The organism is Aeromonas sp. MR19 (assembly GCF_963899305.1).
Classification (GTDB): Bacteria; Pseudomonadota; Gammaproteobacteria; order Enterobacterales; family Aeromonadaceae; genus Aeromonas; species Aeromonas bestiarum.
The window spans coordinates 1-19,763 of sequence record NZ_CAWQWZ010000053.1; the positions used below are offsets into that span (position 1 = coordinate 1).

A 19,763-nucleotide genomic window follows, 5' to 3' on the forward strand; every position below is an offset into this window, starting at 1 on the left:
GATTACATTGAAATGTTTTACAACCCCAAGCGCCGGCACAGTTTCAACAATGGGCTATCGCCAGTAGAGTGTGAAAAGCAATATTTCGAACGGCTCAAAAGTGTCTAGAGAAGCCGGGGCGATTCACCCGCTGCTCGAAGTAGTCCGAGCGGTTGTAAGCGCGGCGGATCTCGTTCTCGTCGGCGTGGGATAACGCCGCCTCGATGGCATCAGGGTTGAAGCCCTGCTCATTGAGAGTGGTACTCCCCAGCGAGCGCAAGCCATGGGCCACCAGTCGCCCACCATAGCCAAGCCGTTTCAAGGCTGCATTGGCGGTTTGATCGTTGATATGACTCAGGGGATCGCGGCGGCCAGGGAACACAAAGGGACGGTGACCGCTAATCGGTTTCATACGCTCCAACAGGGAGATAGCTTGCGGGGTGAGTGGGATACTGTGGGGGCGATCCATCTTCATGCGATCTGCTGGGATCTTCCACACCTTGTCTTCCAGATCGATTTCATCCCAACGAGTACCCGCTGATTCACCGGGGCGCACCAGGGTGTGTAGGCTCCATTCAATCAGGCAGCGGGTGGTGTGTTCCAAACGACCGTTGGCAATGTCTGCCATCAACAAAGGCAACTCATCTGGCTTGAGGGTGGGCATGTGTTTCTTGGTGGGCTTCCTGAACACTTTGCGAATGGCCGAGCAAGGGTTGGCCGCGAGCAATCCGTGATTCACGCTGTAGTCCAGAATCTCGTTTATTCGCTGGCAGAGGCGGCGAACGGTCTCATGCTTGCCGTCTGCCTCCAATGGACGCAGTAACTCGATCACCTTGGGGGCGCGGATTTTATCGATGGGCATGGAGCCGATGAATGGCAGCACATACATCTCAAGGGATCGCCACGAATCTGTAGCATATTCCTCGCTCACGCTATGGCGTTTGAGATCCAGCCACTTGGCGGCCATGCGCTCGAAGGTGCTCTGGCTGGCCTCATGCTCTGCTTGGGCAATGGTTGCCTGTTCTTCTTTGTGAGCCTTGGGATCAATCCCTTGGGCAAGCAGGGCGCGAGCCTCCCTACGTCGCTCTCTAGCTATGGCCAGCGTGACTTCTGGATAAGTGCCAAAGCCTATATTGGTGCGTTTTTTGTCGGCAGGGCTTTGGTACTTGAACACCCACCGTTTCTTGTCCTTTGACTTGACTCTCAGCTCGAGCCCCTGGCCGTCTGACAAGGTGTACTCCTTGCCATCGTCGTTGGCCTTGGCATCCTTCACTGTTGTGGGGGACAGCCAGTCTGATCCTGTTCTGCGTGGCTTTCTATCCATAACGTCCATTTGTACCACCAAAAATTAGTACCACAGCCTTGTGGTACATCTGATGGTACTAAACAAGCTGGATTTTGGCGACTATCTCGGATTGCTACGGACAACAAAAAACCCGCAAGACGTTGAATCTTGCGGGTTTCTGTACTTCTTCGTTCCCGGCCGGAACATTGTTTGGTGGAGCTGGGGGGATTTGAACCCCCGTCCAAAATTACTACATCCTCGGTACTACATGCTTAGTCACTCTTTACATTCGCCAACCCGCTGCGGAGAGACACGCCACGAATTGACTAGCTCGATTGGTTTTAATGCTTCCGCCCCGAGCAGGACTTCCACACGATCCTGTGAAGGATGACCTTCCGATTCCCTAGGACACAGGCAAGCTAGGGTAGAAGGGCTCAGCGCAGGTTATTAAGCTGCGAGTGCGTAGTTTTCGTCGTTTGCGACTATTTTTTTGCGGTTTGTTAACGAGGCCTACCGCACCTCGGCATGCACCTTGGGTTTCGTGAATCTTGTCGAATCCAGAATCAGCCCCAAGTTGTCAAAGCCGATTGTACGCAAAAATCCTGTCATGGCAAGGCGTTGATGGCAATCGACCGGCCTTGGCCGGTCGATTGCTGGTTTATTGGACGCCGCACGGCTGCATGCGGCGCACAATCAGCCGCGATGCTTGTTCTTCATGATGCGGGCTTTCTCCCGATCCCATTCGCGGGCCTTGGTGTCTTCCCGTTTGTCGTGCTCTTTCTTGCCTTTGACCAGACCGATCTCGACCTTGACCCAGCACTCTTTCCAGTAGAGTGCCAGCGGCACTATGGTGTAACCCTGACGGGCGGTCAGGCTCTCCAGCTTGTCGAGTTCACGGCGGCTCAGCAGGAGCTTGCGGGTGCGGGTCGGATCACACACCACGTGGCTGGAGGCGGCGTTCAGTGGCAGGAAAGTGGAGCCGAACAGGAAGGCTTCGCCCTGCAAGAAGATGACATAGGCTTCGCTGATGTTGGCCTTGCCCGCCCGCAGGGATTTGACTTCCCACCCTTGCAGGGACAGACCGGCTTCCACGCGCTCTTCGATGAAGTACTCGTGACGGGCGGTTCTGTTGAGTGCAATGGTGCTGGACCCGGCTTTGTTTTTACTGTTCTTTTTGCTCATGACGGGCGCCTTTGGCAATGATTAGGAAGGCGCATTATACGTGGGTGGCGGCGGCTGTAAAACGCGCAACTGCTCGAGTGGCGGCTTTGTGAGCGGTTTTGGGGATGATCTTGGCTGACAAGGTGATAAAATCGGCCCGATTGGATGAGGAAAGCCCATGCCCCGTATTACTCGCAGTGCCCTGGTGATGTTCAGCGCAGAACAAATGTTCAGGCTGGTCAATGATGTTCACGCTTATCCGGAGTTTCTGCCCGGTTGTGTCGGCAGCCGTGTCCATGAGACAGGCGATGACTATATGACTGCCTCGGTCGATGTGGCCAAGGCGGGGATTGCCAAGACGTTTACCACCCGCAACCTGCTCGATGCCAACCGGCAGATCAAGATGGAGCTGGTGGAGGGGCCCTTCAGCAAGCTGGCCGGCTGGTGGACCTTTACGCCGCTGGATGTGGATGCCTGCAAGGTCGAATTCGACCTCGATTTCGAGTTCACCTCCAAGCTGATCGAGCTGGCGTTTGGCCAGATTTTCCGCGATCTGGTGGGCTCCATGGTGCTCGCCTTCTCCAACCGCGCCAAGGTGGTGTACGGTGTCTGATCTGCTCAATATCGAAGTCGTGTATGCCCTGCCCGAGCGCCAGACTGTGCTGCGCATCCGGGTTGCTCCCGCCACCAGCGTGCTGGCAGCCATCGAGCAGTCCGGCATAGTGCAGAAGCACCCGGAGATCGATCTGTCGGTCAACAAGTTCGGCATCTACAGCCGGCCGGTCAAGGGGACTGAACTGCTGCAGGACGGGGATCGCATCGAGATCTATCGCCCGCTCATCGCCGATCCGAAAGAGATGCGCAAGAAGCGGGCCGAGAAGGCCAAGGAGGAGGGGCGTGCCGATGTGGTGACCGGCGGCCGGCCCAATGCCAACCGCAAGTGAGGGGACACAGAGCCGGCCTGATGCCGCACTCTGGCATGAAAAAGGCGCCTTGGCGCCTTTTTCATCACCTTGCTGAATTAAACCACCCGGCGGATCCACTGCGGGGGAGGGGCAAGGTTGCTCTGCCAGAGCGGGCTTGTTAGCCTTTGCGGCACTGATACAGGAGATAATAATGAGCAAGGTACTTGATGAGCTGCTGGCACTGCTGGCGCTCGAGAAAATCGAGGAGGGCCTGTTTCGGGGCCAGAGCCAGGATCTCGGTCTGCGGGCCGTGTTTGGCGGACAGGTAATGGGGCAGGCCTTGTCAGCCGCCAAACAGACGGTGGCCGCCGATCGTCAGGTGCACAGTTTCCACTCCTACTTCCTGCGCCCCGGTGATGCCAATCGTCCCATCATCTACGACGTGGAGAATATCCGTGACGGCCAGACCGTCTCCACCCGCCGGGTCAAGGCCATTCAGGGCGGCAAGCCCATCTTCTATCTCAACGCCTCCTTCCAGGTCGAGGCCGAGGGGTTCGAGCATCAGATCGCCATGCCGGCGGGGATCACCCCGCCCGAGCAGCTCAAGAGCGAGCTGGAGCTGGTGCGCCCCTACGAGCAGCAGATCCCGTCCGCCCTGCGCGACAAGATCATGTGCGAGAAGCCCATCGAAATTCGCCCCGTGACCCTGGTCGATCCGATCCGCCCGGATGTGCACGAGCCGCTGCGCCACGTCTGGTTCAGGGCCAACGGCCAGATGCCGGACGATCAGCGGGTCCACAAGTACCTGCTGGCCTATGCCTCCGATTTCCACTTCCTGTTTACCGCCCTGCAGCCCCATGGCGTCTCGTACTGGGAGCCGGACATGCAGGTGGCCACCATAGATCACTCCATGTGGTTCCACCGGGACTTCCGGTTGGATGACTGGCTGCTCTACGTGGTGGACAGCCCGAGCGCCAGCGCAGGTCGTGGTCTGGTGCGCGGCCAGTTCTTCACCCGCGAGGGTGTGCTGGTGGCGAGCACGGCGCAGGAGGGGGTGATCCGCCGGCGCGGTTGACCTCGGATGCCAGCCATAAAAAAAGGGAGCCACTGGCTCCCTTTTTTTATGTGCTTGCTTGCCGTATCAGGCTGCGTCCTGCTCGGCGCCGAGCGCAGTCTCGCCGCGCTGGGCGAAGCGGTCGGCCCACAGGGCGATGACGCCGTCACCTGTGACGTTGCAGGCGGTGCCGAAGCTGTCCTGCGCCAGGTAGAGGGCGATCATCAGGGCGATGGAGGCCTCACCGAAGCCGAGCATGGAGGTGAGCAGGCCCAGGGCGGACATGACGCCGCCACCCGGGGCACCCGGCGCGGCTATCATGATGACGCCCAGCATCATGATGAAGGGCAGCATGGTGTCCAGTCCCGGAATGGCCAGGTGCTCGGAGAGGAACATCACCGCGGTGGCACAGGTCACCAGGGTGATGGTGGAGCCACACAGGTGAATGGTGGCACACAGCGGCACGGTGAAGTTGGCGATGCCGTCGCTCACGCCGTTGTTCTTGCTGGCCTGCAGGGCGACCGGGATGGTGGCGGCGCTGGACATGGTGCCGAGGGCGGTGAAGTAGGCGGGCAGCATGTTCTTGATGAGCATGACGGGTGAGCGACCCAGCGCCAGCCCGGTGCCGACGAACAGCACGGAGAGCCAGAGCCAGTGCATGACGATGGCCATCACCAGCACCACGCCGAAGGTCTTCAGGGTGGCGAAGACGGTGCCCTCGACCGTCATCTCGACGAAGACGCCGGCGATGTAGAAGGGCAGCAGCGGGATGATCACCTTGGCCAGCAGGCGGTCTATGATGTCGCGGCCCTGATCGGCGACCCGGCGCAGATCTGTGGCCTGGGTGGCGCTGATGCCGATGCCGAACACGAAGGCGGCGGCCAGGGCCGACATGACCCCGAACAGCGGCGGTATCTCCAGATTGACGTAGGAAGTGAGCTTGATGGCGGCGGCGGCCGTGGGCTCGGCGGCTGTGGTCAGGCGCGGGATCAGGTTGCTGGCCACGGCAAAGGCGAACAGGCCCGCCAGTATGGTGGAGCAGTAGGAGAGGGCGACCGTCTTGCCCAGCAGCTTGCCGGAGTTCTTCGGCAGGCTGGCGATGCCGCTCATGATGAAGAACAGGATGATGAGCGGAATGGTGAAGGTGATCAGCTGACCTATGACTGTCTTGGCCGTAAACAGCACGCGTGCGACCCATTCGGGGGCGTAGAGACCGAGCAAGAGACCGGCCAGGATGCCGGCAACCAGTTTGAGGACAAGTTTCATAAGTAAATCCAGGTGTTAGTGTCTGATTTGTTATTTAATTTTGATTTTAATGCCGCTTTTTAACACAAACGCCGCATCTTGTCTGCCATCACCTGGTTAACTCCGAGTTAAATATTGTTATCTGGATGATGGATCACGGGGAATGGGTCCCTTGAAGCGACGGCGGCGATATTGATGCAGGGTGGGAGCGAGCTCGGGGAGTCGGATCAGCAGGGCATGCAGCCAGCGGCCGTGCACGGCATCCTCGCTGCACCAGCTCTGATGCAGGGCAAACGGCAGGGGGGCGATCAGTTGTTGCAGGCGGGCCTCATCGAGCCGGGTCTGCAGCGGATATTCGTCTTGTGAGGAGGCCACGGCGCAGCTGTGCTCGCCCTCGCCATAAGGGAAGGAGCAGTAGAGCGGTGCCCGGGGTTTGAGCAGGCCGGCGAGATGCATCAGGGCGGGGGCAAGCTCTCCCTCGGCCAGGCAGGGCAGCGAGCCGCTGGCCCAGATGCCGTCAAAGGGCAAGGCGCTGTGCATCTGCTCGAGGCGGCAGACCCGCACCGGTTGGCCGCTGCGGCGCGAGGCGAGCCTGGCCTGGGCCAGGCTGGCATCAAAGGCGGTGACCATGAGGCCTTGTTGCCGGAAAAAGAGCAGATCCTCGCCCGCTCCGCAGCCCGCCTCCAGCAGATGGGCCCCGCTTGCCAGCAATATCAGAAAGCGCTGACGGGCAGACAGGGTGTCGGCATCCGCCACAGATGGCAGACTGGGGGAGGCATTGTGACCGGGCAGCGGCGATGCAGATGATTGACTGATGGAGGCATCATGACTGGGCTGTGGCGATGCAGATGGTTGACTGGGAGAGGCATCGTGGTCGGGCAGTGGAGATATGGACATGGCAGGCACCTTCTTTCGGGGGCGCTACTCTAGCAAATTTGGCGACGGGCTACCAAAGCGTCGTGCCGTGAATCTGTACTGCCAGGCAGGAGAGCGGTTCTGTGGTGGCGTGCAGGAGCAAGGAGCGGGGCCAGCGGCGGGCTGGCCCTCGGCTATCAGGTGCGGCGGGCGGCCGGGCCGGTTGGCAGGGCTATCAGGGCAAACAGGCTGTCGAGCAGGAAGTCGGCCTCCCGGGTCAGATCGATGCGCTCCGGGAAGTGCAGCCAGTTGATGATGTAGCCATCCAGGGTGCAGTGCAGCAGGGTGGCGGCCCGCTGCAGATCCAGTCCCTGGGGCAGTTGGCCGAGGCGCACCGCATTGGCCAGGGTGGTCTCCAGATCCCGGAAGAAGTTGGCGGACTGGCTGCGCATGTGCTCGCGCAGCGAGATGGCTTCCCCTTCCAGCGACTCGAGATTGAACATGATGGTGAACATCTGCTGGTGGGCAGGATTGGTGCTGATCTTCACCAGCACCTCCTTGAGGAAGCTGCGCAGCTTGCCGAGGGGGTCCGGCTCCTGTTCGGCGACACAGGCGTCGAGCTGATGGGAGAGCGGTTGACACAGCTCCTCCCACAGGGAGACGAACAGCTCCTCCTTGTTCTTGAAGTGCCAATAGATGGCGCCACGGGTCAGATCGGCGGCCCTGGCAATATCGGTCAGGCTGGTCTTGGCCAATCCTTGCGAACAGAACAGATTCAGGGCCGTACTCATGATGTGGCAGCGGGTCTGCTGCGCCTCTTCTTTGGTTCTTCTGGCCATCGACATCTGCGCCTTGTAAAAGTAAAAAAAGTCACTTACATACATTTATGAATGTATGTATATTGCCTCATCTTTCCGATTTTACCAACAGGGTCATACAAAACCTGTGGTTATTCATTGATTGACAGAGGCTCAGGTTCTTCATGCATAAACATATTCTCGCACGTTCGGTCGGCCTTGCCCTGCTGGCAAGCGGTCTGCTGACAGCTTGTGGCGAACAGGGCAGTGCCCAGCAAGGGCCGGGTGAGATGCCACCCGCCGCCGTGGATGTCGTCACCCTGCACACAATGCCGTTGCAGCTCACCTCGGAGCTGACCGGCCGCAGTGCCCCGCTGCGGGTCGCCGAGGTGCGTCCCCAGGTGAGCGGCATCATTCTCAAGCGCCTCTTTACGGAAGGCAGCGACGTCAAGGCCGGCCAACTGCTGTACCAGATAGACCCCGCCGTCTATCAGGCCAGCGTGGCCAGTGCCAAGGCCAATCTGGCCAAGGCGCAGGCCAACGAGCAGAGCGCCCGCCTCAAGGCCAAGCGTTATGCCGAGCTGGTGAAAGTGAAGGCCATCAGCAGCCAGGAGTACGACGATGCCGACGCCGCCTGGAAGCAGCAGCTGGCCGAGATAGGGGCCGCCAAGGCCGCCGTGCAGAGCGCCAACATCAATCTGGCCTATACCCGCATCACGGCCCCCATCAGCGGTCGCATCGGCAAGTCTGCGGTGACCGAGGGTGCCCTGGTGACGGCCCAGCAGGCCGACAGCCTCACCTCCATCCAGCAGCTCGACCCCATGTATGTGGATGTGCGTCAGTCCACCGCCGATCTGCTGCGCCTCAAGCGTCAGGTCGCCGCCGGCAAGCTGACCCAGGGCCAGCAGGATGGCGCCAAGGTGCGCTTCCAGCTGGAAGATGGCAGCAGCTACAGCGAAGAGGGCTCGTTGCAGTTCTCCGACGTGACCGTGGATGAGACCACCGGCATGGTGACCCTGCGGGTGATAGTCCCCAACCCTCACCAGCTGCTGCTGCCCGGCATGTTCATGCGCGCCACCCTGCAAGAGGGCGAGCGGGCCGAGGGGCTGCTGGTGCCGCAAACCGCCGTGACCCGCACCCCGAAAGGCGGTGCCACCGTCATGGTGGTGACCGCGGACAACAAGGTCGAGCTGCGGGAAGTGCAGTTGAGCCGCATCGTCGGCAGTGACTGGGTGGTGGAATCCGGTCTCAAGACGGGCGAGCGGGTGATCGTCGCCGGTCTGCAAAAGGTAAAACCCGGGGTTGTCGTGGCGCCCACTGAACAGGCTGCCACCGAGCTGTCTGCCCAGACCCCGGCCAACAAGTAGGATGGAGTAGTCGCCTCATGGCACGATTTTTCATAGACAGACCCATTTTCGCCTGGGTGATCGCCCTGGTGATCATGCTGGCGGGGAGCCTGGCCATCATAGGCCTGCCGATCGCCCAGTATCCCAGCATAGCGCCACCCGCCGTCGGCATCTCCGCCAGCTATCCGGGCGCCTCCGCCAAGACGGTGGAAGACTCGGTGACCCAGATCATCGAGCAGAACATGACGGGGCTGGATCACCTGCTCTACATGTCTTCCCAGTCTGATTCGTCCGGCAATGTGTCGGTGACCCTCACCTTCCAGGCCGGTACCGATCCCGATATCGCCCAGGTACAGGTGCAGAACAAGCTGCAGCAGGCGATGTCGTTGCTGCCGCAGGAAGTACAACAGCAGGGGATCCGGGTTCAGAAGACCTCCAGCAGCTTCCTGATGGTGGCGGCCTTCATCTCCAGCGATGGCTCCATGAACAACGATGACCTGGCCGACTACGTGGTGGCCAACATCAAGGAGCCGCTGAGCCGTCTGGACGGGGTCGGGGACATCACCTTGTTCGGCAGCCAGTACTCCATGCGGGTCTGGCTCGATCCCAACAAGCTCAACCGGGTACAGATGACCCCGATTGATGTGCAGACCGCCATCAAGGCGCAGAATGCCCAGGTGGCGTTCGGCAAGCTGGGCGGCACGCCTTCCGTGACCGATCAGCAGTTCACCGCCACCATCATGGGGCAGACCCGTCTCTCCAGCGTGGCCGAGTTCAACAATATCTTGCTGCGGGTGAATCAGGACGGCTCCAAGGTACGGCTGCAGGATGTAGCCCGGGTTGAGCTGGCGGGCGAAAACTACGACGCCGATGCGCTCTATAACGGCCAGTCCACCGCGGCTGTCGCCATCAAGCTGGCGACCGGTGCCAACGCGCTGGATACCGCCGAGAAGATCCGCGGCAAGCTGGATGAGCTCTCCGCCTATTTCCCGGCCAACATGGAAATCGTCTATCCGTACGACACCACGCCGTTCGTGAAGATCTCCATCGAGGAGGTGGCGCAGACCCTGATCGAGGCGATCTTCCTGGTGTTCTGCGTCATGTATCTGTTCCTGCAGAACTTCCGCGCCACCCTGATCCCGACCATAGCCGTGCCCGTGGTGCTGCTGGGGACCTTCGGCGTCATGTCGGCGTTCGGTTTCTCCATCAACACCCTGACCATGTTCGGTCTGGTGCTGGCCATAGGCCTGCTGGTGGATGATGCCATCGTCGTGGTGGAGAACGTGGAGCGGCTGATGAGCGAGGAGGATCTCTCCCCGCTGGAAGCGACCCGCAAGTCCATGACCCAGATCACGGGTGCCCTGGTGGGTATCGCCCTGGTGCTGTCCGCCGTGTTCGTGCCGATGGCCTTCTTCGGCGGCTCGACGGGTGCCATTTATCGCCAGTTCTCCCTGACCATAGTCTCGGCCATGGTGCTGTCGGTGCTGGTGGCGCTGATCCTGACCCCGGCGCTCTGTGCCACCCTGCTCAAGCCGATCAAGCACGGCGAGTTCGGTGCCCAGCGCGGCTTCTTCGGCTGGTTCAACCGGGCCTTCGATGCCGGAGCCAACCGTTACCAGAACGGCGTGCGCAAGGTGGTCAAGCAGGGGGTGCGTTACGGTATCATTTATGCCGCCATGCTTGCGGTGCTGGCCATCCTGTTCATGCGCATGCCCACCTCCTTCCTGCCGGAAGAGGATCAGGGGGTCATCATGTCCATGGTGCAACTGCCGGTCGGTGCTACCAAGCAGCGAACCGAGGTGGTGCTGGCGGACATGCGCGACTACTTCCTGAAGAACGAGAAGGATAACGTCGAGGCCGTGCTGACGGTGGCGGGCTTCAGCTTCGCCGGTAGCGGTCAGAATAGCGGCATGGCGTTTATCAAGCTGAAAGACTGGAAAGAGCGCGACACGCCGGAGCGCAGTGCCAATGCCATCATAGGCCGCGCCATGGGCTATCTGTTCAGCATCAAGGAAGCCCAGGTGTTTGCCTTCAACCTGCCTCCCATTCCTGAGCTCGGGACGGCCACCGGTTTTGACTTCTACCTGCAGGATCGCGGCGGGCTGGGGCACGAGAAGCTGATGGCGGCGCGCAACCAGCTGCTCGGCATGGCGGCGCAGGATCCCAACCTGGTGCGGGTGCGCCCGAACGGGATGGAAGACACACCGCAGCTCGACGTCAAGATTGACTACGAGAAGGCGCTGGCGCAGGGGCTCTCCATCAGCGACATCAACAACACGCTGGCGGCGGCCTGGGGCTCTTCCTACGTGAACGACTTCGTCGATCGCGGTCGGGTCAAGAAGGTCTACCTGCAGGCGGATGCGCCGTTCCGGATGAACCCGGAAGATCTCAAGCTCTGGTATGTGCGCAACAGCGCGGGCCAGATGGTGCCCTTCTCCGCCTTTGCCAGCACGGAGTGGAGCTTTGGCTCGCCCCGTCTGGAGCGCTACAACGGTGTCTCCGCCATGGAGATAGTGGGTGAAGCGGCGCCCGGCAAGAGTACCGGTGATGCCATGGCGGCCATAGAGCAGATGGTGAAACAGCTGCCGGAAGGCATCGGCATCGAGTGGACAGGTCTCTCCCTGCAGGAGCGCCAGGCGGGCTCCCAGGCGCCAGCCTTGTACGCCATCTCCCTGCTGGTGGTATTCCTCTGTCTGGCTGCCCTGTACGAGAGCTGGAGCATTCCCTTCTCGGTGATGCTGGTAGTGCCGCTCGGGGTGTTGGGCGCCATTCTGGCGGCGACCATGCGCGGGCTGGAGAACGACGTCTACTTCCAGGTGGGCTTGCTCACCACCATAGGGCTGTCGGCCAAGAACGCGATCCTGATCGTCGAATTTGCCAAGGAGCTGTATGACAAGGGGATGGGTGTCAGCGAAGCCGTGGTGGAGGCAGCCCGGTTGCGGTTGCGTCCGATCCTGATGACCTCGCTCGCCTTCATCCTCGGCGTGCTGCCGCTGGCCATCAGCTCGGGCGCGGGTGCCAGCAGCCGCAACGCCATAGGTACCGGTGTGATGGGAGGCATGATCAGCGCGACCGTGCTGGCCATCTTCTTCGTGCCGCTGTTCTTCGTGCTGGTGACGCGCTACTTCACCAAACACAGTACACGGGAAGAGCGGGCCGCCCTTGCCAAGGAGACTCATCATGACTAAGACGATCGTCGCCTTGAGCGTGACACTGCTGCTGGGGGGCTGTTCCATGGCCCCTGACTATCAAAGACCCGCGCTGCCGCAAGGCGCCTCCTGGCAGAGCAATCAGGCGGAAGGGGAGGCGGTTGCCTCCCCCTGGCAGCAGCAGTTCCTTGATCCTGCCCTGCAGAAACTGATCGCCACTGCGCTGGAGAACAACCGGGATCTGCGTATCGCGGCCCTCAACGTCGAGGCCTATGAGGCCAGATACCGCATCCAGCGGGCGGCCCAGCTGCCGACCCTGGCGGCGAATGGCTCAGGCACCCGCCAGCAGGGATCGGACGATCTCAGCAGCACGGGGCAGGGGACTATCAGCAGCCAGTACGATGCCAACATCGGCATCACAGCCTATGAGCTGGACCTGTTCGGCCGGATCCAGAGCCTGAAGGATCAGGCGCTGGAGACCTATCTTGGTCAGATCGAGACCCAGCGCAGCACCCAGATTGCGCTGGTCGCCTCGGTGGCCAACGCCTATCTCACCCTGCTGGCGGATCAGGAGTTGCTGGCGCTGAGCGAGGCAACCCTGTCGACCGAGCAAGAGAGCTATGGCCTGACCGAGCACAAGTATCGCCTGGGCGTGGCCTCAGAGATGGAGCTGGCGCAGGGGCGTACCGCGCTGGAGAGTGCCCGGGTCAGCCTGGCCCAGTACCAGCGCCAGGTGAAGCAGGATCGCAACGGTCTGGCCCTGCTGCTTGGCAGCCAGGTACCGGCACTGGACGGTCAGCCAGCGACCCTGGCCGAGGTGCAACTGGCGGCCATCCCGGTCGGCGCACCTTCCAGCCTGCTGCAGCAGCGCCCGGATATTCTGGCCGCCGAGCACAGTCTGAAGGCGGCCAATGCCAATATAGGTGCGGCGCGCGCGGCCTTCTTCCCGACCATCTCGCTGACCGCGACGGCGGGCACTGCCAGCAATCAGCTGAGTGGCCTGTTTGATGGCGGGACCGGGACCTGGTCGTTTATCCCCCAGATCAACCTGCCCATCTTCGATGGCGGCAAGCGTATTGCCGATCTCGATGTGGCCGAGGTGAGCACCAGGCAGGCGGTGGCCAGCTATGAGAAGAGCATCCAGACCGCCTTCAAGGAGGTTGCGGATACGCTCGGCACCCAGGCTGATTACCAGCAGCAGTTGCAGGCGCAGCAGGCACTGGTCGAGGCCAACCAGACCTACTTCAAGCTGGCGGAGTTCCGCTATGAGCAAGGTGTGGACAGCTATCTGACCCGGCTCGATGCCCAGCGTTCGTTGTTCAGTGCCAAGCAGGGGCTGATCAGCACCCGTCTGGCCCAGCTGACCAACCAGGTGGCGCTTTACAAGGCCGTGGGTGGTGGTTGGCAAGCCCCCGGGGCGAGCGCGACGGCGAGTGTTCAGCAGCAGTAGCCATCACCTCCCAGCTTGCGTTATCGTATAGCCACAGGGCGAACCATCCGGTTCGCCCTGTTTGTTTTCATACACATATGAAACCTTGATGACATAATACGTCGTGCGGGTGTTGCCGCTGCCAAGTGCCGAGTGGGCAGGAACGCCGGCAAGCAAGGTAAATGGACCTGTAGTCGTTACTGTAAAAACGATGGCACACTTGCCATAAACCACCGAGGTGCGGATCGACATCATGACCTGAATTAGTGCTAACGTTCTGTTTGCCACACCTTTTACTTCAGTATTGATGGGACCAAGGCTAAGGTGGGTAACTTATGAATCCGATCTGTAGGCTGAAGCAGGACATTTCCTGCCAGGTTTTACCCTGGTGGATTAATGAACAGATGGCAGATCCGACACTTTTAGGAGTGTTGTTTTGACTGTTCAAGCTGCCGGGAAAGGCGCTAGAATCCAGACTTTGCCTTTGTGGTACTGTGATATTGCATGGCTGCTTCTGGCAAGACCGCCAGATTGAATTTGTAAAACAAGTCGAGATCTTGTCATCAGGGACGGTGGCAGACTTATCCCACGCTGGAGGGCATCATGGCCAACAGCAGACACAATCTGGTTAAAAGCAGCAAACTGGGGGCTGTAACTCAGGGGCGGTAGCTAATGTGGTTCTCCTGATTAGAGTGAGATATCTGCTTGTCAGCGACATTCAATCTCAATGTTTCCGCCATTTTAATTATTTTTATCTAAAAAATAACTTTTCTATTAATTTCAATGGCATGCCTATGAAAACTCTTGTCACTGGTGGCGCTGGCTTTATCGGGTCGGCGGTTGTTCGTCACATCATTGGGCATACCCAGGATTCAGTCATCAACCTCGATAAACTCACTTATGCAGGTAACCTGGAATCGCTGGCCGACGTGGCAACCAGTACTCGCTATGCCTTTGAACAGGTGGATATCTGCAACCGTGGTGAACTGGACCGGGTGTTTGCCCTGCATCAACCGGATGCCGTGATGCACCTAGCGGCAGAAAGCCACGTCGATCGCTCTATCACAGGGCCCGCTGATTTCATCGAGACCAATATCGTCGGCACCTATGTGTTGCTGGAAGCCGCCCGCGCTTACTGGAACGATCTGGATGAGGTCCGCAAGGCGGCCTTCCGTTTCCACCATATCTCCACCGACGAGGTGTATGGCGACCTGCCCCATCTGGATGAGGTGAGCGCAGGTGAGGCGCTGCCGCTGTTTACCGAAACCACTCCTTACGCCCCCAGCAGCCCCTATTCTGCTTCCAAGGCTTCCAGCGACCATCTGGTGCGCGCCTGGCGCCGTACTTACGGTCTGCCGACCATGGTCACCAACTGCTCCAATAACTACGGCCCTTATCATTTCCCCGAAAAGTTGATCCCGCTGGTGATCCTGAATGCGCTGGATGGCAAGCCGCTGCCGGTGTATGGCAAGGGCGATCAAATCCGCGACTGGCTCTATGTGGAAGACCATGCTCGCGCGCTCTACAAGGTGGTGACCACTGGTGTGGTGGGGGAGACCTACAACATTGGCGGTCACAACGAGAAGCAGAATCTGGATGTGGTCTACACCATCTGCGATTTGCTCGATGATATGGTGCCCAAGGCTGGTTCTTACCGCGATCAAATCACCTATGTGGCGGATCGCCCCGGCCATGATCGCCGCTATGCCATCGACGCCAGCAAGATGAGCGTCGAGCTGAACTGGCAACCGCAAGAGACTTTCGAGTCGGGCATTCGCAAGACAGTGCAGTGGTATCTGGATAACCAGCAGTGGGTGAACAACGTCAAGAGTGGTGCTTACCAATCCTGGATTGAACTGAACTACGGGGAACGTGCCTGATGCATATCCTGCTGTTTGGTAAAAATGGCCAAGTAGGTTGGGAGCTGCAGCGTGCACTGGCTCCGCTAGGGCATATTACTGCCGTCGATTTTGATTCTGCGGACTATTGTGGCGATTTCAGCAATCCGGCGGGCGTGGCTGAAACGGTACGGCTGGTCAAGCCGGATGTGATTGTCAATGCGGCTGCCCATACGGCAGTCGACAAGGCGGAGAGCGAGCGGGAGTTTGCCGAACTGCTCAACGCTACCAGCGTGGCGTCGATCGCTAATGAGGCGGAAGCCTTGGGCGCCTGGCTGGTGCACTACTCGACCGACTACGTATTCGACGGTAGCGGCGAACGCCCCTGGGTCGAGAGCGATCAGACCGCCCCGCTCAACGTCTACGGCGAAACCAAGCTGGCAGGGGAACAAGGCGCAGCCCTCTGCTCTCGTCACCTGATCTTCCGCACCAGCTGGGTCTACGCCGCCCGTGGGGCAAACTTTGCCAAGACCATGTTGCGTTTTGGCACAGAGCGTAGCGAGATGTCAATCATCAATGACCAGTTCGGCGCCCCGACCGGTGCCGAGTTGCTGGCCGATTGCACGGCCCATGCGATCCGTGTAGCGCAGCACAAACCTGAAGTTGCCGGGCTATACCATCTGATCGCCTCTGGGACTACCACCTGGTTTGACTACGCCCAGCTGGTGTTTACCAAAGCCAGAGAGGCCGGCGTTGAACTGGCGGTTACGCAACTCAATGCGGTGCCGACCAGCGCCTTCCCGACTCCGGCCAAACGCCCCCATAACTCCCGCCTTGATACCAGCAAATTCCAGCGCACCTTCGATCTGGTGCTGCCGGACTGGACGATCGGTGTAGAGCGGATGTTGACCGAGATCTTGGGCAAGTAAATCACTGGCCAGGGATGTATTCAATGCATCCCTGGCTGGCAGGGATAAAACAGAAAGTTGTGGCCTCAAGCTACCCTTTTCTTTTGAAGTTTAAAAAGTAAGAAACAAGCATCATGACCAAACGTAAAGGTATTATTCTGGCCGGTGGCTCTGGCACCCGTCTCTATCCGGTCACCATGGCGGTGAGCAAGCAGCTGCTGCCCATCTATGACAAGCCGATGATCTACTACCCGTTGAGCACCCAGATGCTGGCCGGTATTCGCGATATTTTGATCATCAGCACGCCGCAAGATACCCCCCGCTTTGAGCAATTGCTGGGTGATGGCAGTCAGTGGGGCCTGAACCTGCAATATAAAGTACAGCCAAGCCCGGACGGGTTGGCACAAGCCTTTATTCTGGGTGAAGAGTTCATCGGTTCAGACCCTTGTGCGCTGGTGCTGGGTGACAACATATTCTACGGTCACGATTTGCAGAAACAGCTGGAGGCGGCTGCGGCCAAAGAGAGCGGCGCCACCGTCTTTGCCTATCACGTGAATAACCCTGAGCGTTATGGGGTGGTGGAATTTGATAAGCAGGGCATCGCTATTTCACTGGAGGAGAAGCCGTTGGAGCCCAAGAGCAATTATGCAGTGACGGGCCTCTATTTCTACGACAACAGCGTGGTGGAGATCGCCAAGGGCCTGAAGCCGTCGCCGCGTGGTGAACTGGAAATCACCGATGTGAACCGTATCTACCTGGAGCAAGGCAATCTGTCGGTGGCGATGATGGGCCGTGGTTATGCCTGGCTTGATACCGGCACCCATGAAAGCATGATTGAAGCGAGTAACTTTATTCAGACTATTGAGACACGTCAGGGGTTGAAAGTCGCGTGTCCAGAAGAGATTGCCTATCGCCAGAAGTTTATCAATGCCGACCAGGTCCGTGAACTTGCCGCACCGTTGGCAAAGAATGCATATGGGCAATATTTGTTAAGAATGGTTGCCAAAGCCTGATGTTATATGGGGGGAGGGAATATGCTCCCCTAATCAAGATTGAATTTGGTGTGGATACACAGATGAATGTAATCAAGACCGCTATTCCTGACGTGCTTATCTTTGAGCCAAATGTATTTGGCGACGAGCGTGGTTTTTTCTTTGAAAGTTTCAATCATAAACTATTTGAAGAGGCGGTAGGATATCTGGTGACTTTCGTGCAGGATAATCACTCTAAGTCTTCAAAAGGGGTATTACGTGGCTTGCACTATCAGTTGCCTCCCCATGCTCAGGGTAAGCTGGTTCGCTGTGTTGTGGGTGAAGTGTTTGATGTAGCGGTAGATATTCGCAAAAGCTCGTCGACCTTTGGGCAATGGGTTGGCGTTACTCTATCAGCTGATAACAAACGACAGCTATGGATCCCAGAAGGATTTGCACATGGCTTTCTTACAATGAGCGAAATAGCCGAGGTGCTTTATAAGGTCACTAATTATTATTCATCTCAATCAGAGCGTATAGTAAGTTGGTGTGATGAAAAAATTTCTATTAGCTGGCCTGAACTGAAGAATGTTAGTTCTTATATAATGTCAGAAAAGGATGCCAATCCAATTTATTACAATAGTCAATAAAGGTGTTAAAATGTTTTCAGTAAGTGAAAAATGCGACAATATATTTCCTATAGTGGAGTTTGATAAGAGTTATGAATAATAGGAAAAAAGAAAATTATAATTTATTTGATTTCTTTCATATTATATATAAATACAGAGAGCTTTTTTTTAATTTAGCAAAAAGGGATGTGTTTTCTAAGTACCAAGGGTCAATTATAGGTATTCTCTGGTCATTAATAACTCCTATTGTGATGTTAGCTGTATATACCTTCGTATTTAGTGTTGTTTTTAAGGCCAGGTGGCCTGGGGGGAGTGATTCAAAGACAGAGTTTGCTCTAGTATTATTTTCCGGACTTATTGTTTATAACCTTTTTTCAGAATGTGTAAATCGAGCTCCTGGGCTAATAGTCTCCAATGCTAACTTTGTCAAGAAAGTTATATTCCCATTAGAACTTTTACCACCAGTAGTGTTGTTATCATCTTTGTTTAATTTTTGTGCAAGCTTGGTGGTTTGGATTACGTTTTATGTTATGGTATTTGGGTATGTAAACCCGTCAATATTATTGGTTCCTATCGCAATAGTTCCCTTGATATTCATTACATTGGGTATTTCATTTTTTCTAGCCTCACTAGGGACGTATCTGAGAGATATAGGCCAAGTGGTTGTATTAATCACAACAATGATGATGTTTTTGTCTCCAATTTTTTATCCTGTATCATCTTTACCTATTGACTATCAATTTGTTATGAAGATGAATCCATTGACATTTATTGTTGAGCAGGTAAGGGCCCTGATGATTGTTGGGGTTGGCATTGACTGGATCGCATGGTTTGGATGGCTGTGTTTTTCACTATTTCTGTTTTACTTAGGATATTTTTGGTTTAAAAAAACAAGAGACGGTTTTGCTGATGTCATATAATCCATCCATAGTTGTTTCAAGTATCTCAAAATGTTATGAGATGTATACCAATCCGAAAGATCGGCTGAAGCAGATCTTTTCTCGTTCGGGGAAAAAATACTATAATGAGTTTTGGGCATTAAAAGATGTTTCATTTGAGCTCCAAAAAGGAGAAACTGTTGGGATTTTAGGACGAAATGGAAGTGGTAAAAGCACACTGCTGCAAATAATAACCGGGACACTGCAACCCTCTTTAGGGCATGTGCAAACCAACGGTATTGTTGCTGCGCTTTTAGAATTAGGATCTGGCTTTAATCCGGAGTTTTCAGGGCGAGAAAATATATATTTAAATGGCTCAATATTAGGTATCTCCCGTGAAAAAATGGAACGTAAACTGCCCGAAATAATAGAGTTTGCTGATATAGGGGAACATCTAGAGCAACCAGTAAAGACGTATTCAAGTGGTATGGCTGTCAGACTTGCCTTTGCTGTTCAAGCATGCATTGAACCAGAAATACTGATAGTTGATGAAGCCCTTGCTGTCGGAGATGAGAAGTTCCAGAGAAAATGTTATGACTATATAGAAAGGCTACGTCTCAATGGTTGTAGCATATTGCTTGTGACTCATTCGACCGCAACTATAGAAAAATTCTGTCAAAGAGCAATATTGTTACATAAAGGCGTTGTTCATGGTATTGGGCAGACGAAAGATATAATAGATCAATACCATGCATTGCTCTATTCAGATGAAAGTACTTATTTAAGGTTTTTGAACCAATCCAACAGTTCCGAATATGGAAAATTAGAATCCTATTCTGAGGATAAAGTAATACAGCAAGAGCATATTAATGACTCTTGTCCTTCAGAGCTTAAAGTTGTATCAGCTGCATATATAAGAGATTTTTCAATAAAGGACCTCAGTGGACAAGTAAAAGAATTTTTCTATACTGGTAATAGAGTGTTTTTTGATGTTTTTTTTGAGGTGCTAACACCGATTAATGAAATTCAGGTCGGCATCTTAATTCGAACTGTAGAGGGGGTCAGTGTCTTTGGTACCAGTACGATGTATCATAGTAAGAATATTACTAAAGCACAACCGGGTGAAAAATATAAAGTTACTTTTAATATAAAAGTTGACTTATGTCCAGGGACATATTTTGTGACATTTGCAATAGCGGAAAAATTGCTGAATTTAGAAATGTCCTATCTTGATAGGAGAACGGATGCGTTGATATTTAAAGTTGTACAACCAGAGTTAAAAAGTAGTGGCATTGCATCTTTAGATACAGAGGTGACTATCAATAGCTAATTGT

The 19,763-nt window shown here is 56.3% G+C and carries 19 protein-coding genes and 1 other RNA gene; 13 read left to right on the plus strand and 7 right to left on the minus strand.

Features of this window, described 5'->3' with window-relative positions; translation table 11 throughout:
- A partial coding sequence (locus AACQ95_RS20695; RefSeq protein ID WP_139703210.1) for an IS3 family transposase occupies positions 1 to 108 on the plus strand: 108 nt, incomplete at its 5' end.
- On the opposite strand, the gene AACQ95_RS20700 is transcribed toward AACQ95_RS20695, so the two are convergent.
- From AACQ95_RS20700 to smpB, 3 genes are all read right to left on the minus strand, one after another.
- Positions 95 to 1,303, minus strand: a complete 1,209-nt coding sequence (locus tag AACQ95_RS20700) for an integrase domain-containing protein (RefSeq protein ID WP_241279907.1) — start codon at positions 1,301 to 1,303, stop codon at positions 95 to 97. The two genes, AACQ95_RS20695 and AACQ95_RS20700, sit on opposite strands and share 14 nt — an antisense overlap.
- A gap of 172 nt (positions 1,304 to 1,475) precedes the next feature.
- Positions 1,476 to 1,835: a transfer-messenger RNA gene (ssrA, locus tag AACQ95_RS20705) on the minus strand.
- Positions 1,836 to 1,957: 122 nt separating this feature from the next.
- Positions 1,958 to 2,446: an SsrA-binding protein SmpB gene (gene smpB / locus AACQ95_RS20710; RefSeq protein WP_042036966.1), complete on the minus strand. Its 489-nt coding sequence runs from the start codon at positions 2,444 to 2,446 to the stop codon at positions 1,958 to 1,960.
- A 157-nt stretch (positions 2,447 to 2,603) separates the two neighbouring features.
- On the opposite strand from smpB, the gene AACQ95_RS20715 reads away from it, so the two are divergent.
- From AACQ95_RS20715 to tesB, 3 genes are all read left to right on the plus strand, one after another.
- Positions 2,604 to 3,038, plus strand: coding sequence for an SRPBCC family protein (locus AACQ95_RS20715; protein ID WP_042873080.1), 435 nt, complete (start codon positions 2,604 to 2,606; stop codon positions 3,036 to 3,038).
- A complete protein-coding gene (locus AACQ95_RS20720; protein ID WP_241279696.1) occupies positions 3,031 to 3,369 on the plus strand; it encodes an RnfH family protein in 339 nt (112 codons plus the stop codon). The genes AACQ95_RS20715 and AACQ95_RS20720 overlap by 8 nt, the downstream gene beginning before the upstream one ends.
- A 172-nt stretch (positions 3,370 to 3,541) precedes the next feature.
- On the plus strand, positions 3,542 to 4,405 hold the full coding sequence (gene tesB, locus AACQ95_RS20725; protein ID WP_043134214.1) for an acyl-CoA thioesterase II: 864 nt from the start codon (positions 3,542 to 3,544) through the stop codon (positions 4,403 to 4,405).
- Between the two features lie 66 nt (positions 4,406 to 4,471).
- On the opposite strand, the gene AACQ95_RS20730 is transcribed toward tesB, so the two are convergent.
- From AACQ95_RS20730 to AACQ95_RS20740, 3 genes are all read right to left on the minus strand, one after another.
- Positions 4,472 to 5,650 (minus strand): dicarboxylate/amino acid:cation symporter, encoded by a 1,179-nt coding sequence (locus AACQ95_RS20730; protein WP_241279699.1) that lies wholly within the window; start codon positions 5,648 to 5,650, stop codon positions 4,472 to 4,474.
- Positions 5,651 to 5,767: 117 nt separating this feature from the next.
- Entirely contained in the window at positions 5,768 to 6,340 is a 573-nt protein-coding gene (locus tag AACQ95_RS20735) for a class I SAM-dependent methyltransferase (protein ID WP_435301923.1), read from the minus strand.
- 341 nt (positions 6,341 to 6,681) lie between these two features.
- On the minus strand, positions 6,682 to 7,323 hold the full coding sequence (locus AACQ95_RS20740) for a TetR family transcriptional regulator (protein ID WP_241279703.1): 642 nt from the start codon (positions 7,321 to 7,323) through the stop codon (positions 6,682 to 6,684).
- Between the two features lie 143 nt (positions 7,324 to 7,466).
- Between AACQ95_RS20740 and AACQ95_RS20745 the strand changes: the two genes are divergently transcribed.
- Genes AACQ95_RS20745 through AACQ95_RS20755 form a run of 3 tightly spaced genes read left to right on the plus strand, consistent with a single transcriptional unit; the run spans position 7,467 to position 13,226 of the window.
- Positions 7,467 to 8,648 carry an efflux RND transporter periplasmic adaptor subunit gene (locus AACQ95_RS20745; protein WP_043134209.1) on the plus strand — a complete coding sequence of 394 codons (1,182 nt, stop codon included), beginning with the start codon at positions 7,467 to 7,469 and terminating at the stop codon, positions 8,646 to 8,648.
- 17 nt (positions 8,649 to 8,665) lie between these two features.
- Positions 8,666 to 11,815: an efflux RND transporter permease subunit gene (locus AACQ95_RS20750; RefSeq protein WP_042870633.1), complete on the plus strand. Its 3,150-nt coding sequence runs from the start codon at positions 8,666 to 8,668 to the stop codon at positions 11,813 to 11,815.
- The gene (locus AACQ95_RS20755) at positions 11,808 to 13,226 is read left to right on the plus strand and encodes an efflux transporter outer membrane subunit (protein ID WP_241279705.1); all 1,419 of its coding nucleotides are present in this window, start codon (positions 11,808 to 11,810) and stop codon (positions 13,224 to 13,226) included. The genes AACQ95_RS20750 and AACQ95_RS20755 overlap by 8 nt, the downstream gene beginning before the upstream one ends.
- Positions 13,227 to 13,229: 3 nt before the next feature.
- Here the strand turns inward: AACQ95_RS20755 and AACQ95_RS20760 are convergent, their stop codons facing one another.
- The gene (locus AACQ95_RS20760) at positions 13,230 to 13,493 is read right to left on the minus strand and encodes a hypothetical protein (protein WP_241279706.1); all 264 of its coding nucleotides are present in this window, start codon (positions 13,491 to 13,493) and stop codon (positions 13,230 to 13,232) included.
- 506 nt (positions 13,494 to 13,999) lie between these two features.
- Here AACQ95_RS20760 and rfbB point away from each other — a divergent pair.
- The 6 genes from rfbB to AACQ95_RS20790 all read left to right on the plus strand — a co-directional run bounded on the left by rfbB (position 14,000) and on the right by AACQ95_RS20790 (position 19,759).
- Positions 14,000 to 15,085: a dTDP-glucose 4,6-dehydratase gene (gene rfbB, locus AACQ95_RS20765; RefSeq protein WP_241279708.1), complete on the plus strand. Its 1,086-nt coding sequence runs from the start codon at positions 14,000 to 14,002 to the stop codon at positions 15,083 to 15,085.
- Entirely contained in the window at positions 15,085 to 15,972 is an 888-nt protein-coding gene (gene rfbD, locus AACQ95_RS20770; protein WP_241279711.1) for a dTDP-4-dehydrorhamnose reductase, read from the plus strand. The genes rfbB and rfbD overlap by 1 nt, the downstream gene beginning before the upstream one ends.
- Positions 15,973 to 16,085: 113 nt before the next feature.
- Entirely contained in the window at positions 16,086 to 16,964 is an 879-nt protein-coding gene (rfbA, locus tag AACQ95_RS20775) for a glucose-1-phosphate thymidylyltransferase RfbA (RefSeq protein ID WP_241279713.1), read from the plus strand.
- 62 nt (positions 16,965 to 17,026) lie between these two features.
- On the plus strand, positions 17,027 to 17,572 hold the full coding sequence (gene rfbC / locus AACQ95_RS20780; protein WP_241279715.1) for a dTDP-4-dehydrorhamnose 3,5-epimerase: 546 nt from the start codon (positions 17,027 to 17,029) through the stop codon (positions 17,570 to 17,572).
- Positions 17,573 to 17,643: 71 nt separating this feature from the next.
- Positions 17,644 to 18,471, plus strand: coding sequence for an ABC transporter permease (locus AACQ95_RS20785; protein WP_241279716.1), 828 nt, complete (start codon positions 17,644 to 17,646; stop codon positions 18,469 to 18,471).
- Positions 18,472 to 18,511: 40 nt separating this feature from the next.
- On the plus strand, positions 18,512 to 19,759 hold the full coding sequence (locus AACQ95_RS20790; RefSeq protein WP_241279718.1) for an ABC transporter ATP-binding protein: 1,248 nt from the start codon (positions 18,512 to 18,514) through the stop codon (positions 19,757 to 19,759).
- Positions 19,760 to 19,763 lie beyond the last annotated feature (4 nt).

What these genes read in the sequence shown, in the direction of transcription:
- AACQ95_RS20730 (WP_241279699.1), bottom strand. Translation starts at nt 5,650, where the DNA reads ATGAAACTTGTCCTCAAACTGGTTGCCGGCATCCTGGCCGGTCTCTTG.
- rfbC (WP_241279715.1), top strand. Translation starts at nt 17,027, where the DNA reads ATGAATGTAATCAAGACCGCTATTCCTGACGTGCTTATCTTTGAGCCA.
- AACQ95_RS20740 (WP_241279703.1), bottom strand. Translation starts at nt 7,323, where the DNA reads ATGGCCAGAAGAACCAAAGAAGAGGCGCAGCAGACCCGCTGCCACATC.
- rfbD (WP_241279711.1), top strand. Translation starts at nt 15,085, where the DNA reads ATGCATATCCTGCTGTTTGGTAAAAATGGCCAAGTAGGTTGGGAGCTG.
- tesB (WP_043134214.1), top strand. Translation starts at nt 3,542, where the DNA reads ATGAGCAAGGTACTTGATGAGCTGCTGGCACTGCTGGCGCTCGAGAAA.
- AACQ95_RS20700 (WP_241279907.1), bottom strand. Translation starts at nt 1,303, where the DNA reads ATGGATAGAAAGCCACGCAGAACAGGATCAGACTGGCTGTCCCCCACA.
- smpB (WP_042036966.1), bottom strand. Translation starts at nt 2,446, where the DNA reads ATGAGCAAAAAGAACAGTAAAAACAAAGCCGGGTCCAGCACCATTGCA.
- AACQ95_RS20750 (WP_042870633.1), top strand. Translation starts at nt 8,666, where the DNA reads ATGGCACGATTTTTCATAGACAGACCCATTTTCGCCTGGGTGATCGCC.
- AACQ95_RS20745 (WP_043134209.1), top strand. Translation starts at nt 7,467, where the DNA reads ATGCATAAACATATTCTCGCACGTTCGGTCGGCCTTGCCCTGCTGGCA.
- AACQ95_RS20790 (WP_241279718.1), top strand. Translation starts at nt 18,512, where the DNA reads ATGTATACCAATCCGAAAGATCGGCTGAAGCAGATCTTTTCTCGTTCG.
- AACQ95_RS20785 (WP_241279716.1), top strand. Translation starts at nt 17,644, where the DNA reads ATGAATAATAGGAAAAAAGAAAATTATAATTTATTTGATTTCTTTCAT.
- AACQ95_RS20715 (WP_042873080.1), top strand. Translation starts at nt 2,604, where the DNA reads ATGCCCCGTATTACTCGCAGTGCCCTGGTGATGTTCAGCGCAGAACAA.
- rfbA (WP_241279713.1), top strand. Translation starts at nt 16,086, where the DNA reads ATGACCAAACGTAAAGGTATTATTCTGGCCGGTGGCTCTGGCACCCGT.
- AACQ95_RS20755 (WP_241279705.1), top strand. Translation starts at nt 11,808, where the DNA reads ATGACTAAGACGATCGTCGCCTTGAGCGTGACACTGCTGCTGGGGGGC.
- rfbB (WP_241279708.1), top strand. Translation starts at nt 14,000, where the DNA reads ATGAAAACTCTTGTCACTGGTGGCGCTGGCTTTATCGGGTCGGCGGTT.